General features: G+C 42.6%; 17 protein-coding genes. 5 read left to right on the forward strand and 12 right to left on the reverse strand.

The window, feature by feature from the left end; all coding sequences use genetic code 11:
• Nucleotides 1-153: 153 nt before the first annotated feature.
• Entirely contained in the window at nt 154-1,329 is a 1,176-nt protein-coding gene (gene iadA, locus EIZ39_RS14210; protein WP_129200657.1) for a beta-aspartyl-peptidase, read from the reverse strand.
• A gap of 210 nt (nt 1,330-1,539) precedes the next feature.
• On the opposite strand from iadA, the gene EIZ39_RS14215 reads away from it, so the two are divergent.
• Nucleotides 1,540-3,603, forward strand: coding sequence for a sigma 54-interacting transcriptional regulator (locus tag EIZ39_RS14215; protein ID WP_129200658.1), 2,064 nt, complete (start codon nt 1,540-1,542; stop codon nt 3,601-3,603).
• 17 nt (nt 3,604-3,620) lie between these two features.
• Here the strand turns inward: EIZ39_RS14215 and EIZ39_RS14220 are convergent, their stop codons facing one another.
• From EIZ39_RS14220 to EIZ39_RS26645, 5 genes are all read right to left on the reverse strand, one after another.
• Nucleotides 3,621-4,343, reverse strand: coding sequence for an amino acid ABC transporter ATP-binding protein (locus EIZ39_RS14220; protein WP_129200659.1), 723 nt, complete (start codon nt 4,341-4,343; stop codon nt 3,621-3,623).
• Complete coding sequence (locus EIZ39_RS14225; protein WP_129200660.1) at nt 4,336-4,995, reverse strand: amino acid ABC transporter permease; 660 nt, start codon at nt 4,993-4,995, stop codon at nt 4,336-4,338. The genes EIZ39_RS14220 and EIZ39_RS14225 overlap by 8 nt, the downstream gene beginning before the upstream one ends.
• Nucleotides 4,996-5,035: 40 nt before the next feature.
• Complete coding sequence (locus tag EIZ39_RS14230) at nt 5,036-5,815, reverse strand: transporter substrate-binding domain-containing protein (protein ID WP_129200661.1); 780 nt, start codon at nt 5,813-5,815, stop codon at nt 5,036-5,038.
• 358 nt (nt 5,816-6,173) lie between these two features.
• Nucleotides 6,174-6,878, reverse strand: coding sequence for a purine-nucleoside phosphorylase (gene deoD / locus EIZ39_RS14235; RefSeq protein ID WP_129200662.1), 705 nt, complete (start codon nt 6,876-6,878; stop codon nt 6,174-6,176).
• A gap of 88 nt (nt 6,879-6,966) precedes the next feature.
• Nucleotides 6,967-7,104, reverse strand: a complete 138-nt coding sequence (locus EIZ39_RS26645; RefSeq protein ID WP_164985099.1) for a hypothetical protein — start codon at nt 7,102-7,104, stop codon at nt 6,967-6,969.
• 182 nt (nt 7,105-7,286) lie between these two features.
• On the opposite strand from EIZ39_RS26645, the gene EIZ39_RS14240 reads away from it, so the two are divergent.
• Together EIZ39_RS14240 and EIZ39_RS14245 are read left to right on the forward strand one after the other, a co-directional pair.
• Nucleotides 7,287-8,003, forward strand: coding sequence for an N-acetylmuramoyl-L-alanine amidase (locus tag EIZ39_RS14240; protein ID WP_129200663.1), 717 nt, complete (start codon nt 7,287-7,289; stop codon nt 8,001-8,003).
• A gap of 120 nt (nt 8,004-8,123) precedes the next feature.
• The gene (locus tag EIZ39_RS14245; protein WP_129200664.1) at nt 8,124-8,318 is read left to right on the forward strand and encodes a hypothetical protein; all 195 of its coding nucleotides are present in this window, start codon (nt 8,124-8,126) and stop codon (nt 8,316-8,318) included.
• Here EIZ39_RS14245 and EIZ39_RS14250 read toward each other — a convergent pair.
• The 6 genes from EIZ39_RS14250 to EIZ39_RS14275 form a co-directional block, all read right to left on the reverse strand.
• Complete coding sequence (locus tag EIZ39_RS14250; protein ID WP_129200665.1) at nt 8,315-9,823, reverse strand: flotillin lipid rafts scaffold protein FloT; 1,509 nt, start codon at nt 9,821-9,823, stop codon at nt 8,315-8,317. The genes EIZ39_RS14245 and EIZ39_RS14250 overlap by 4 nt on opposite strands.
• A gap of 17 nt (nt 9,824-9,840) precedes the next feature.
• Complete coding sequence (locus EIZ39_RS14255; protein ID WP_129200666.1) at nt 9,841-10,347, reverse strand: NfeD family protein; 507 nt, start codon at nt 10,345-10,347, stop codon at nt 9,841-9,843.
• Between the two features lie 125 nt (nt 10,348-10,472).
• Nucleotides 10,473-11,135 carry a PspA/IM30 family protein gene (locus EIZ39_RS14260; RefSeq protein ID WP_129200667.1) on the reverse strand — a complete coding sequence of 221 codons (663 nt, stop codon included), beginning with the start codon at nt 11,133-11,135 and terminating at the stop codon, nt 10,473-10,475.
• Between the two features lie 23 nt (nt 11,136-11,158).
• Complete coding sequence (locus tag EIZ39_RS14265) at nt 11,159-11,431, reverse strand: hypothetical protein (protein WP_129200668.1); 273 nt, start codon at nt 11,429-11,431, stop codon at nt 11,159-11,161.
• Between the two features lie 189 nt (nt 11,432-11,620).
• On the reverse strand, nt 11,621-11,935 hold the full coding sequence (locus EIZ39_RS14270; RefSeq protein ID WP_129200669.1) for a YbjQ family protein: 315 nt from the start codon (nt 11,933-11,935) through the stop codon (nt 11,621-11,623).
• The gene (locus EIZ39_RS14275; RefSeq protein WP_129200670.1) at nt 11,916-12,122 is read right to left on the reverse strand and encodes a hypothetical protein; all 207 of its coding nucleotides are present in this window, start codon (nt 12,120-12,122) and stop codon (nt 11,916-11,918) included. Before EIZ39_RS14275 ends, EIZ39_RS14270 begins: the two co-directional genes overlap by 20 nt.
• Nucleotides 12,123-12,293: 171 nt before the next feature.
• Between EIZ39_RS14275 and EIZ39_RS14280 the strand changes: the two genes are divergently transcribed.
• Together EIZ39_RS14280 and EIZ39_RS14285 are read left to right on the forward strand one after the other, a co-directional pair.
• A complete protein-coding gene (locus EIZ39_RS14280; protein ID WP_129200671.1) occupies nt 12,294-12,617 on the forward strand; it encodes a hypothetical protein in 324 nt (107 codons plus the stop codon).
• Nucleotides 12,618-12,697: 80 nt separating this feature from the next.
• On the forward strand, nt 12,698-13,633 hold the full coding sequence (locus EIZ39_RS14285) for an aromatic acid exporter family protein (protein WP_129200672.1): 936 nt from the start codon (nt 12,698-12,700) through the stop codon (nt 13,631-13,633).
• Nucleotides 13,634-13,712 lie beyond the last annotated feature (79 nt).

A 13,712-nucleotide genomic window follows, 5' to 3' on the forward strand; every position in this document is an offset into this window, starting at 1 on the left:
AAGTGTCCAAACTTAGGGGGCTAAGCCGAAATAGACTTGTTTTTTTGTATTAACGGAAGTTTGTTCCCTTATTTATTATAGGGCGAACCGACTGTCCGTTATTGGTGGACTCCATTTGGGGAAATGTCTCTATAAATACCCTATAGGGGGTATTTAACCTTCAAATGTTCCTTTGACTTTTACATCCCCATGCTGCACCATGACTTGACCTCGAGCAATCACAGTGTCTATACTTAAGTCCCTCTTATTAATGAGCACTAGATCTGCGTCACGGCCCTCTTTAATGTATCCTTTTGAAGTAAGTTTAAGTAGATCAGCCGGGTTTGCCGTGATCACCCGAATGGCTTGCTCGATTGCCACTCCTTCATTGACAATGGCGTCTCTTACTTCTTGATATAAGCTAGTTACCTTACCGATCTGCAGCCCTACAAGCTCTCCGTGCTCATTAAAATCTGGAAGACTTGCTTGTCCATCCGATGTGAAGGAAATCTGCTTGATGTCCACTCCTTCCTCCAACATTCTCTTAAGTCCTTTACTGCATTTGACCTCTCCCTCCACTAGAAATTTTTTCGTTGTGCTGGTTGTGAAATCAACGAATCCCCCTTTTTTAGCATAGCTGATTCCTGCTTCAAACAGATAAGGATTGCGATTGATATGTGTAGGTATAAATTGTTTATAGGGAAGTTCTGTGGTTTGAGTGATTTCTTCAAGGATATCTAACATTCTAGGGCTATCCCCTACATGTATATTAACGACCCCTGCTTTACCGGATAACATGCCTCCGACGCGAGCGGCTGCGGCGAGTTTAGCGATTTCCAAGACTGTAGGTTGAGAAGATCGATGGTCGGATATGGCGATTTCTCCTACACCAATGATTTTATCTATTAATATGAAATCATCTTCAATTCGTCCTGTAAGGGTTTTGACTGGAACTTGGTAAGAACCTGTATGAATATAGCAAGTGATGCCTTCTTCTTCTAGAGCACGTGCCTTAGCTAAGAGACCTGCCATCGTTCTTGTTGTTCCATCTGTGCCAATGACTCCGACTAAGGTCGTGACTCCTCCTTGCGTGGCATCGGATAACTGGAGTTCGGGAGTGCGAGTTTTATAGCTGCCTTCCCCTCCGCCTCCCATGATATGGACATGAGAATCGATAAATCCTGGTACAACGATCATTCCCTCGGCAGGAATGATTTGCACCTCGACAAAATCTTTTGGGGCATCAACCTGATCCATTATATAACCTATTTTACTGTCTACTAGGAGAATGTCTTTTCTCCCAAGGTAATTGGGAGCATAGACCTCTCCGCCTTTAATTAATTTTAACATCTGTTTTTTCCCCTTGGTGTATTCGCTACTGTATTTAACTAGGTATGCAAACTTGATGCCAAATAAGAAGCAGCATACGAACATGAGGTACTGGTTTATGTGGTTCTTTTTGGTTGTTAAGTGGATTAATTGGGTGTTTATCAATTGACCAATCACCAAATCTGATTTACAATTACACTTCATTAGTTTTATTTTCAGGAGATGAAGAGGATGCAAGCACGGGAACGCATACTGATATTGATCACGGGTACGTTACAAACACGATTAGCGCTGACCCAACAACTGCAAGAAATTATTGGAGATCTTGTAGAGATTCAAAGCTATTCGTTAGAAGAAGGAATCCCCTGTGTTTTTCACAAGCGATTCATTATCTTGTCCACCCCTTTAATTGAGGATGAAACAAAAGAATATATCAGTTCGAACTGCGAAGTGATAACAGGAAATCGGACAGTGAATTACCAAAACATTGATAAATTGTGGCTCATCCCTCAAGGTACCCCCATCCTCTATGTGAATGATTATCGAGAAACCGCAGTAGAAGCGATCCAGTCCTTAATTCATCTAGGCATTGATCAGTTGGAGTACATTCCTTATTATCCTGGGAAACAAGGCACGCCCAAAATACCATTAGCGGTAACACCGGGAGAAGTAGATTTAGTACCAGAGTTTGTGAGTGAAGTTATTGATCTTGGACCAAGACTGTTTGATATAACCAGCATTATGAGCATTCTTCAGAAGTTAGAGTTATTGGAGCAACGGGGAATCGAAGTTTCTGAGAAGTATACTAGAAAAATTATTGATTTGAGCAAGAACCTCGCTCAGGCAAGTCAGGCCGTAAACCGGATTAATGGTCATTTATATCATGTTTTGAATGGTGTTCATCATGGCATATTATCCGTGGATGAGCATGGCTACATTACGGTGCTTAATGAAAATTTAGGTGATCTTCTTAGGGTTAATGCTCTTCGAGCCATTGGCAGGAACGTCAGGTCTATTCTGCCGGAGTCCATTGTTTCCTATATTCTGAGCGATCATGAGGAAGGACAAGCTTACTTTACGATTCATCAGACGGATGTGGTTGTTCAAAGGTTTAGGATAGAGAATGATCAATCCATTGTAGCAACCTTTAAGAGTGTTCGTGAAACACTAAATTGGGACCAGCGCGTAAGAAAAGAGCTCGTACAAAAAGGTTATATTGCGAAATATCAGTTTTCGGATATCATCGGCAACAGCTCAACGATTCAAGAAACGAAAAGAATTGCGGCCAAGATTGCCCAGACTGATTTAACAGTCCTCATTCAAGGAGAAAGCGGTACAGGAAAAGAGTTATTTGCCAGTGCTATTCATAATGACTCCAGAAGAGCAACGGGTCCCTTCTTAGCTGTTAATTTTAGTGCCCTACCGGAGGATCTTGTAGAGAGTGAGCTCTTTGGTTATGAGGAAGGGGCTTTTACAGGAGCAAAAAAAGGTGGAAAGCCTGGCTTGTTCGAACAAGCACAAGGGGGCACCATTTTTTTAGATGAAATCGGAGATATTAGCTTAAAGATTCAAGCGCGCTTACTCAGGGTCCTACAAGAAAAGGAGATTATGCGAGTTGGTGGGAGTAAGATTATCCCTGTAGATGTGAGAGTCATTGCTGCTACGAATAAGGATTTACTCTCAATGATCGACCAAGGAAAGTTTAGGGAGGATTTATATCACCGCTTAAAGGTTCTCTATCTTCACCTTCCTTCTCTGCGAGCACGGGATCAGGATATTGAACTTCTCATCCATCACTTTATCCAAACGACAGAGTTTATAAACATAACGATACTGCCGGAAGTCATTCACTATTTAGGGCAGTATCCTTGGTATGGCAATGTCCGAGAACTCAAGCATACATTAGAATACATGCTGGCTGTTTGTGAACAAGATGTCATGACGCTGCGCGATCTCCCCGCTGAAGGCTTTTTCCAGAGAAGTCCAATGAAACCGGCAGTAGTGGATTATACTGTTTCACCCTTTCAAGCAGAGCTATCAGCAGACGAAGAAGTGTTATTGTCCATCCTTAGTACGATCCAAGAGCTGAATCATGCAGGACAAGCAGCTGGAAGAAAGAAAATTGCAGATGAAAGTGGAAGTTGGCGGCATCAACTGAGTGAACAGCAAATTCGGCACCGCATGAATACTCTAGAAGAGCGTGGGTGGATCGTGAAAAGCAAAGGAAGATCAGGAACCAAACTCACGCAAGCAGGAGTAGATTACCTCAGAGCACAGAAAAAGGGAGTCCATTGACTCCCTTTTTGGTTGTATCATAATACCTTTTCCAAAAACTTACGAGTTCGATCACTCTTAGGTTGAGCGAAGAATTCTGTTGGTGGGGCTTGTTCAATTAAGCGCCCCCCATCCAAAAAGCAAATACGATCAGCTACTTCCCTTGCAAAACCCATTTCATGCGTAACAATAACCATGGTAATCCCGGTGTGTGCCAAAGACTTGATTACATCCAATACTTCTTTAACCATCTCTGGGTCAAGCGCGGATGTGGGTTCGTCAAATAACATGATTTCAGGTTCCATAGCCAGTGATCTTGCGATGGCCACTCTCTGTTTCTGTCCGCCTGATAGTCGGGAAGGGTATACGTCAGCCTTATCTCTTAAACCTACTCGAGTAAGCAGCTCGAAAGCTTTTTCACGTGCCTTTTCTTTAGGGACGTTTTTTACCTTTATAGGGGCATAAGTCATGTTTTCCAAGACCGTCATGTGAGGGAATAGATGGAAATGTTGGAATACCATTCCAACGTTTTGTCTTACCTTTGCGATATCGGTTTTGGGTGAAGTAACTTCCTGTCCATTTATAAAGACTTTGCCTTTCGTAGGTGTTTCTAGCAGATTCATACAACGAAGAAGAGTAGATTTTCCTGATCCGGAAGGACCAATGAGCGCCACCACTTCTCCCTTTTGAATTTCAAGCGATACTTCGTGAAGTACCTCTAACTTGCCAAAGGACTTATAAACCTGATCGACTTTAATCACTTACTCGCATCCTCCTCTCCAAGACACGCGCTGCCCAGGTCAAGCTCATTACCATCAAATAGTAAACAAGACCAACAAACAACAGGGGCTCAAAGTATAAGAAGCTTTGGGCTGATACGATGTTTGCACGTCGGAGTAAATCCGCTACACCGATGGTGGAAACTAGGGCTGATTCCTTTAGTAGTGCAATACATTCATTCACAAGGGCAGGTAGGATGTTCTTGAAAGCCTGAGGCATAATGATGTCTTTCATCATCGGACGATATGGAATTCCAAGAGACATCGCCGCTTCACGTTGACCCTTGTCCACAGCCAGTATTCCTGCACGAATGGTTTCAGAAATATAAGCTGCAGAATTCAGCGCAAAAGCAATGACCCCTGCCTGTAAGGCAGGGATATCATACCCGGTCAACTGAGGAGTGGCAAAATAGATAATGGCCAATTGCAAGATCAGAGGAGTCCCTCTAAAGACAGAAGTGTAAGCAATAGCAAACCACTTTAATATTGTGATGTTGGAGATCTTGAATAAAGATAAGACAGCCCCCCATAAGAACCCGAAAAAGGCAGATAAAAGGGTGAACTGAAGTGTTACCCATAATCCTCCCAGTATAAACGGGATGGAAGGTGCAATTTGACCAAACTGTAAACTCATTTCTTGTTTAACTCCTCACTTCATTTAAAATCAATGGTTATTATTGCTCAAACCATTTTTTTACGAGTTTTTCCATTTCACCGTTTTCCTGCATTTGTTTAATCACTCGATTAAATTCTTCAACGTTGGCAGATCCCTTAGGGAATGCAACGGCAGATCCTGCGGGTCCGTTATTCGGGATCGTCACAAATTGCAGTTCAGGGTTAGCTGTTACATATCCTTTAGCCACAGTGTCTTCAATAATGGCTGCATCAATACGGTTAGATTTAATTTCTTGTACGATTTCAGCAATCTTATTCAGAGAGACGACTTCAACACCTTCGATTTCCTTTGCCTCTCCTTCCTGGATGGAGCCAAGCTGAACTCCTACTTTCTTTCCTTTAAGGTCCTCAAGCGTATTGAGGTTATTATCTTTTTTAGAAACAATCGTATTTTGAGCTTCAAAGTAAACAATGGAGAAATCAGCGTTTTCCAGGCGGTCTGGTTTTGGCGTCATACCAGCCATGACGAAGTCAGCACGTCCAGATTGAAGAGATGGAATAAGCCCGCTGAAGTCCATGTCCTTGATTTCGTATTCAAAACCAAGTTCATTAGCAATATAGTTAGCGATGTCAATGTCAAAACCTACAATCTGATCCTTCCCGCTAGAAGTATCATGGAACTCGTAGGGTGGGTAGTCGGCTGAAGTAGCCATAATCAATTTCTGTTTAGGAGCACCTTCTGCCGCTGGTTGCTCAGCTTCTTGTCCACCTCCGCCGCATCCTGTAAGTAGACTAATGGCTAATACTGAAGATAATCCAAAGAATGTTAGTTTTTTCATGATGTCCCCCTTAATTTTGTTTATAAATTGTATTTTATTTTTATGCAATTTCTATGCCATTTAATATAACAGGTATTTTAAGGGGATACAAGACCTTACTTCCATCCTTTTCACAATATAAATACCCATTTTAACAACCATTTAAAAATAGATGAAGCCCAATAACAACCATTAAGATACAGATGAACAAAAACACTTGCAAAATATGTCGAAAATGCACTATAATTGTCGATGAGGTTATTTGCATGTACTCTAGTTCATGAATGATTTTGAATACCTCTCCTCACTACTTGCCGTCCAGTTATGGGCGGCTTTTTTTATTAACAATAAACGGAGAAATTCTTAGGCTACTCCGCTTCTATGAAATGGCTGTATCAAGAGCCACCTCAACCATTTGATTAAAAGTGCTTTGTCTTTCTGCTGCTGACGTTTCTTCCCCGGTTAAGACATGATCACTAACCGTTAAGACTGACAGGGCTTGGGCTTTGAATTTGGCTGCGAGTGTATACAACGCAGAGGTCTCCATCTCAATCGCTAGGATTTGATGGTCCGTGTAACGTTTTAAGTTATCCTTCTCGTCATTATAGAAGCTATCGCTTGTAAAGACGCTTCCTACACGAAGGTTTAGTCCTTTTTCTAAACCTAACTCATATGCTCTTCTTAATAGTTCAAAGTTGGCTGTGGGCGCATAATCAATTCCCTTAAAACGAAGTCGATTGACTCCAGAGTCCGTAGAGGCGCTCATAGCAAGGATGACGTCCCTCACTCGGACGTCTGGTTGGATCGCTCCACATGTTCCTACACGAATCAATTTCTTTACGCCGTAGCTTTCCATCAACTCATGGATATAAATTGAAATGGAAGGTACCCCCATTCCAGTCCCCTGAACGGATACGCGTTGCCCCTTGTATGTTCCCGTAAATCCATACATTCCACGAACTTCATTATAGCAAACTGGATTCTCGAGAAAATTCTCTGCTATGTATTTTGCGCGTAAAGGATCACCTGGCAATAGGATGGCTTCGGCGATTTCATTTTCTTTTGCACCAATATGTACACTCATTCCTTACCCCTCTTTTCCCTAGTTAATAATACTTTCGTTGGTTATTGTAACCTTTTTTGAAAAAAAAAACGAGCGCAACCAACGCTCGTTAACCTTTAATTGAATGAAGCCATTCTGCGTAACAGTCTTCACATAGCAACTCGTTTTGCTCTTCATTCCCTTTATAAAAGGTAACTAAACGAGCATTTTCTGACTCATGTTGACAATGAAAGCACTCATAAGCCATTCTTCAGTCCCCTCCTTAACTTTCCAGATTAGGTTTACACAGATAGTTTTTGCTAAAGAAACATTCGTCTGCCATGTAAATTTCTCCAACTCATCCGTTTGCTCATGCGGTTTATTAGCCGTTCCCATCCTTAAATTTGGGGAATATAATAAGAAGAAGAACAATGGCAAAGGAGGGGTGATATGCCTATTGTCATGTTGGATCCAGGGCATGGAGGCAGTGATCCAGGTGCTCAAGGGAATGGATTAGTTGAGAAGAATCTGGCTTTAGATATGGCCAGAAAGACAAGAGATTGGTTACTGATGCATTATGAAGTCGACGTGCGACTGACGAGGGATTCCGACACGCTGATCCCCTTGTCCGAGAGGGCGCAAATCGCCAATCAACTAGGAGCCGATTATTTTGTCTCCCTTCATCATAACGCGGCTGGTGGGCAAGGGTTTGAAAGCTTCGTTTATCCAGGGACCCGCAATCAAAGAGCTGGACAGCTCCAAGATGTCGTTCATGGTGGCATTATGCAATTCTTAGGTCCTCTAGGAATTAGAGATCGCGGGAAAAAAGAGGCTAATTTTGCAGTCTTGCGACAGACTAGTATGCCAGCCATTCTGATCGAGAATCTTTTTGTTGATCACCCTACTGACGCGAATTGGTTAAGGAGTGAATCCTTTCGCAATCAGTTAGCCAACGCCACAGCAAAAGCAATTGGAGCAGCTTTGAATTTAAGGGAACGTTTCCCAGCCAATACGCCAGATTGGAAACGTGAAGCGGTAGAATGGATGTTCCAGGAAGGTTTACTCACGAATGAAGATTGGAAAAATGCAACGGAGAATCCACTGCCTCTCTGGGCTGAAGCGATTGTGCTCCGAAGGCTCTATGACAAGCTGAACAACCAGCAATAAAATAAGGGTGAACCCAGTGCATAAGCACTTTGGGGTTCACCCTTCTCTACCGTACATAATCACTAGAGGGTTAGGGAAAATATTTTTGTAAAGACGAATTAGATCGCAGGAGGTATTCAATTGCAAAATCACCAAGAAGATCGAGCAAAAGGAAACTATCCTTCAGCTATGGAGGATTTAGGAACTGTAGAAGAGATGGGAAGTATGAGGGGTAGAACAGCAGGTGAAGAACCTCCCATGGTCGAAATCACCCGTAAAGAGCCTTGGGAAACGACGAATGTCATGGAGGAAAGTGAAAAAAGAGAAGGCTATTAGGCCTCCTCTATATCCTTTCTGGTGGAGGGCTGATGAGGTAATTGCCCTCCCATCCCTGCATTCTTCATGGTTAAGTTTTGAATAAGCTGTTCTAGATCAATGCCTGATACACTCTTCAGCATTTCGGGTGCTGTCGCCATCAGTTCGGTAACGTAATTGCTTACCCGTGTAGCGCCTTGGCCGTTCCCCGTATCCACAACGGTAATCTTATCAATCGCTTGGAGAGGCTGAGCGATTCGATCAGCTAGTTCAGGAAGCATCTTCACGATAATGTCGAGTACCGCTGCTTCACCGAATTTGGAGAAGGCCTCCGCTAGTTTCTCTTTCGCTTCCGCTTCTGCTAAACCACGCAGACGTATGACTTCGGCATCGGCTGTCCCTTTTGCTCGCTCAGCATCAGCTAAGGCAAGACCTTCTAGACGCTTTTGTTCCGCCATGGCTTTCGCCTCAGCTTCAATCTTGTATTGGAGTGCATCAGCAGCTCTCATTTGCTTCGCTTTGTCTGCTTCCGCTGCGACTTCAACAGCATAACGATCAGCATCGGCCTTCTTCTTGACTTCAGCATCGTACTGCTTTTCTCGCCGGCGAATCTCTTTTTCTTCAAGATCAATCTCTCTTTCCTTACGTACCAGTTCCACCTTCATTTGTTCCTCTACCACGGTCTGCTTAGAACGTGCTTCTTGAATATTATAGGCTTGATCGGCTTCGGCTTTCGCTCTGTCTTGTTCTCTTTTAAATTCTGCAATTCTAAGCTGGTTTTCCTTAGAGGCCTCTGCAATGTTTGTATCTCTGATCAACTCGGCTTTTGTCGCTTGCTCCTCCGCTTTGGCCTTCTCAACTCTGGCATCCCGCATCGCTTCCGCTTCCGCAATTTCAGCATCTCTCTTCACGGCAGCGATACGAGGCTTACCTAGTGCATCTAGATATCCGTGCTTATCACGAACATCCTTGATGGTAAAGGAAACGATATTTAAACCCATCTTACGCAGGTCCTTAGCTGCAACGCCTTGTACTTCCTGGGCAAACTTATCCCGGTTCCGATATACCTCTTCCACTGTCATGGAACCTAAGATGGCACGTAAATGTCCTTCTAACACTTCCTGTGCCTCGCTCTTCAACTCTTCTGTCGGTTTCCCCATATATTGTTCCGCAGCGGTAGCGATATCCTCTATGGAACCCCCTACCTTAATGATGGCCACTCCATCAGCCATGACGGGAACACCTTGTTCCGTATAGACTTCGGGTGTGGATACATCAAGTTTTAGAGACAACAGGGAAAGGAACTCGGCTTGCTGGAAGATGGGGAGAATGAAGGCTCCTCCGCCACGAACAATTTTGATTTGCCTGCCCGACTCATCGGTCTGGACATTCTTGCTGCCAAGGAAGGATCCTGTTACGATCATCGCTTCATCTGGACCTACTGTTTTGTATCGGGCCCAGAACGCAATCCCTAATAAGGCAATGACGCCAATGACAATGAGGGGAATGGATAAAAAGCCTGGCACAATGACCTCCTTAAATATTATGTATTTTCAAACCGGGAAACGTATAAAGTATGATCCTTCACCTCAATGATGACCACTCTTGTTCCCGCTTGAATGTCAACACGGTCAAAACTAGCAGCGATCTCGTTCGTACGAGTTGCTCCGATTTTCAACATGACTTCTCCATAGCCTTCGGCTGGAATGGGAATGGTGACTTCGGCAATCTTTCCTGTTAATTCTGACATGGAGTAACTGGTTGAGTTTTCTGCGTTTTGCATGGGCCGAACATAAAAGAAATACACGATGACGGAGAGCAGGACGGCTGCCATAAGAGACAGTAAGAGGATGAGCATAGGAGCAAAGGACGTATATTGCCCTAGTAAGAGACCAGATCCTCCAAAGGCTGTAATCCCTCCGATGATGACCATAGGCTGAAGCGGTTCGGGTAAAACATCGAACCAATGCCCCACCATGTCACCAAAAATAACGGTCATAACAGAAAAAAGGATACCAACTATGAGGCAGCCCCAAAAGAACTCAAGCATCTTCAAACCGCTCCTTCATCAAAAGACTACATAAATATATACGTCCTTAGAAAGGATAAAGTTTCATTATAAGAAAAAACAACATAAATAGAAGGGATACGTTGGGTATCCCTTCTGAACTTCGTTTATGTGTTTTGAAGCGCTGATTGCTTCATCTTTTCTAATTCGGTTTCTACTCTTGGATTATTCTTGGCTGGCATATACTCCGGATCATAAATTCGACGCATTTTTTCACTAATTTCGGCATCCACTTCTAGATTTAAGATTTTTTCTTCCATTCGAGCAAATCCTTTGGCAGCGGATTCTAGATGGCTTGGAGAAAGCGTGTCATGAATTCTCTTGGTTGCCTTTGCTGCATTCGCACGAGCAATGAGCCCTGCTCTCTTGTTTTTCATCGTGTAAAACTTTTCTTTTAGCTCCTGAAGCTGTTCTCTTAGGGCTTGGCTTTGTTCTACAAGAAATTCGTAATCACGTGTATATTGTTCTACTTTTTCTTCTGCTAATTGCTTATCGTAGATGGCTTGCCTTGCGATATCATCTTGTCCATGCTCAATGGCTAATTGAGCTTGTCTTTGCCGCTTTTCTATTCTTTGCTTTGTTTCTTCTAACAGCATTTTGGTCTTTTTCTCTTGAGAAAGTTGACTCGCTAATGTGAGCTCAGCCTGGGATATCTCTCTCTCCATATCGCGCAAGTATTGATTTAACATCATGATCGGCTCTTCAACATGATCTAACATTTCATTCAGTGTTGCTTTTGTAATATTTCTTACTCTACTTAAAATACTCATTTCTTTTTCCTCCCTTAATGTAATTATGCTTTATTCATTTTTTGTTCCCACTCATCCAAGTGGTCAAAATTTTTGAATTTGCTAGCTCCAGCAGTTGTTGCAGCGTCAAATGCTAGTTCTGTGCCAGGATCTCTAGGTGAATTTCCTTTGATCATGTTCCATCCTTTATAAATGAGGAAGGCAGCAATCCCAAAAGGAATGAGGAAACCTAGATTAAGCAAGCCAAGCAACATGATTCCCCCAATGCCAATCAGGACATATCCTTTTTTACTTCGTTGCTGTTCTTGTTTTTTCATATTCTCACTTCCTTACTTTTGTTTTTGTTGTTCTTTATGCTTCTATCTTACCTGGTGTGAGCTTTTGTCATAACTGGCGTTGGATTGATTTTGACTCCATCTTAGGGCGGATAGGAGCCTACGACTCGAGAATAAAAAAACGTGCCCTCTCCCCTTAATGGGCAGATAAGCACGTTAAAAAATGTTGATTTAATCGATTGTCACGGCGGTACCATAAGCGATAATCTCTGCAGCTCCAGCCATTACGGCAGAGCTGTGCAATCGAAATCCTACTATGGCATTCGCTCCCTTCTTTTCCGCTTCCTCCACCATTCTCCCTATGGCTATCTGCCTAGCTTGATTCATCATTTCCGTGTATTCCTTGATCTCTCCGCCCACCAGAGTTTTTAGACCTGCGAGAATATCCTTCCCTACATGTTTGGCTTGAATCGTACTCCCCTTTACATACCCTATGACCCCTTTAATTTCTTTACCTGGAATGGACTCAGTAGTCACTATAATCATTATTATCTTCCTCCTTCTTTTCTTGTCTTCTTTCTCTAACCAGCAGAATGATAAGGGATATAAGAGAAATGGCATAGCCAGCTAGTAACCAGTAAGTAACGGTTAGATTAATCCAGATGAAGAGAACAGCCGATAATTGAAAGGCTACAGCGAGGAAAATGAAGAGCATCTTCATGTTTGATCCCATATTTCACCAACCTAAACTATTGATCTCTTTATTATTTTAACTAAAGATGGTTGTATTTGGAAAGGTTGTTCTTTTTGTCGTATGTCAAAGGAACTAATTTCCTATGGACAGTCACTACGGGTTGAAACGAGCCATAATCTAGAACAGGACATAAGTACAGGAGGAATTTCCATGATTGAAAAAGCCATTCGTGAGATTCAGGCAGCCCAAGAACAGGCTTACCAAACGGAAAAAAGGTATTTCGAAATCATGGCTCAATTGGTAGAAGCACGAACTCAACTATTACTTAAACAGTATAAGCTGCTGAGGGAAGGGAAGCTTACAGCAAAGAAAGAGGGTCAAGTTGAAATTCAGTTTATCCAACATGCGAAGAAGGAATACTTAGCTGTTAAAGAACTTGAGAAATCTTTATATATGGCCGAAGCTGAATATCGATCCGCTAAGCGGGCTTGGGAATCATGGCAAGCGATATGCCTATTACAAAGCGGTTTATAACAACCATTGAAAAGAAACAATAAAAAGGGGAAAATGGTATCAAAAAGACAGATTGACTGTCTCCATTAAGGAGAATTTCTATGTTTGGTATTGGCTTTCGAACGATTAAAACGGCACTCGGAACCGGAATATCCCTTTTTCTAGCCCAAAGCTTAGGACTTCAATATTTTGTTTCCGCTGGGATTCTTACTATCTTATGTATTCAACCTACGAAAAAAAGATCGATAACCACAGCTATGGCCCGGGCTGTTGCTTGTCTCATAGGTCTAGGGAGCGGTGCTTTGGTGTTCTCCATACTAGGATACCACTGGCTTAGCGTCATGTTATTATTTCTCCTTCATATTCCTTTATTGGTTCGGCTTAAGATTCAAGAAGGCATTGTGACAAGTGCTGTTATTATCTTTCATTTATATCTTGACCAGCAGTTTACCTTAAGCCTGTTGTGGAATGAGGTCCAGCTCATTGCGATCGGTGTAGGAATCGCCCTTCTCATGAATTTGTATATGCCTAGTCATGAGAAGAAGTTAAAGCATTTTCAAGAAGAGATTGATCAAAATATCCAAATTATCTTAAAGGAGTTGGCTGCCTTTATTCGTGCTGGAGATACCCTCTGGAGCGGTAAAGAGTTTGTGGATACTGCTAATCGGCTTGAAGAAGCAAAGGATCTATCTCTACAGACGGTTGAGAACCAACTTTTGCGTAAACAGGATCAACATTATCGGTATTTCAAAATGAGAGAACGACAATTCGAGCGCCTTGAACGGATGTTGCCGGTTGTTTCTTCTATTGATGTTCAGGTTCCACAGTGTCATTTCGTTGGAGAATTGTTTGAATACCTAGGTCAGCATTTGCACGATAACCCGAGAGATACTCTCCAGCACCTGCAGCGGGTTCGCGGGTTTCTTAAAGGATTAGAACTGCCGTTGACAAGGGAAGAATTTGAGGCCAGAGCTTCTCTCTTTACCATATTGAATGAGCTAGAACAGTTTATCCTGATTCAGCTTGAGTTGGCATAATCCCTCCTCCGCTCAAATAGAATGGTCACATAAGTGCTATTGACATATAGAGCACAGAATGATTAAGGAGAAGGGGTGT

The organism is Ammoniphilus sp. CFH 90114 (assembly GCF_004123195.1).
GTDB lineage: Bacteria > Bacillota > Bacilli > Aneurinibacillales > RAOX-1 > YIM-78166.

Excerpts from the sequence above, each read along its gene's own strand:
- EIZ39_RS14285 (WP_129200672.1), top strand. The coding sequence starts at position 12,698 with ATGTTTGGTATTGGCTTTCGAACGATTAAAACGGCACTCGGAACCGGA.
- EIZ39_RS14265 (WP_129200668.1), bottom strand. The coding sequence starts at position 11,431 with ATGAAAAAACAAGAACAGCAACGAAGTAAAAAAGGATATGTCCTGATT.
- EIZ39_RS14270 (WP_129200669.1), bottom strand. The coding sequence starts at position 11,935 with ATGATTATAGTGACTACTGAGTCCATTCCAGGTAAAGAAATTAAAGGG.
- EIZ39_RS14230 (WP_129200661.1), bottom strand. The coding sequence starts at position 5,815 with ATGAAAAAACTAACATTCTTTGGATTATCTTCAGTATTAGCCATTAGT.
- EIZ39_RS14255 (WP_129200666.1), bottom strand. The coding sequence starts at position 10,347 with ATGCTTGAGTTCTTTTGGGGCTGCCTCATAGTTGGTATCCTTTTTTCT.
- EIZ39_RS26645 (WP_164985099.1), bottom strand. The coding sequence starts at position 7,104 with ATGGCTTATGAGTGCTTTCATTGTCAACATGAGTCAGAAAATGCTCGT.
- iadA (WP_129200657.1), bottom strand. The coding sequence starts at position 1,329 with ATGTTAAAATTAATTAAAGGCGGAGAGGTCTATGCTCCCAATTACCTT.
- EIZ39_RS14280 (WP_129200671.1), top strand. The coding sequence starts at position 12,294 with ATGATTGAAAAAGCCATTCGTGAGATTCAGGCAGCCCAAGAACAGGCT.
- EIZ39_RS14240 (WP_129200663.1), top strand. The coding sequence starts at position 7,287 with ATGCCTATTGTCATGTTGGATCCAGGGCATGGAGGCAGTGATCCAGGT.
- EIZ39_RS14275 (WP_129200670.1), bottom strand. The coding sequence starts at position 12,122 with ATGGGATCAAACATGAAGATGCTCTTCATTTTCCTCGCTGTAGCCTTT.
- EIZ39_RS14225 (WP_129200660.1), bottom strand. The coding sequence starts at position 4,995 with ATGAGTTTACAGTTTGGTCAAATTGCACCTTCCATCCCGTTTATACTG.
- EIZ39_RS14215 (WP_129200658.1), top strand. The coding sequence starts at position 1,540 with ATGCAAGCACGGGAACGCATACTGATATTGATCACGGGTACGTTACAA.
- deoD (WP_129200662.1), bottom strand. The coding sequence starts at position 6,878 with ATGAGTGTACATATTGGTGCAAAAGAAAATGAAATCGCCGAAGCCATC.
- EIZ39_RS14260 (WP_129200667.1), bottom strand. The coding sequence starts at position 11,135 with ATGAGTATTTTAAGTAGAGTAAGAAATATTACAAAAGCAACACTGAAT.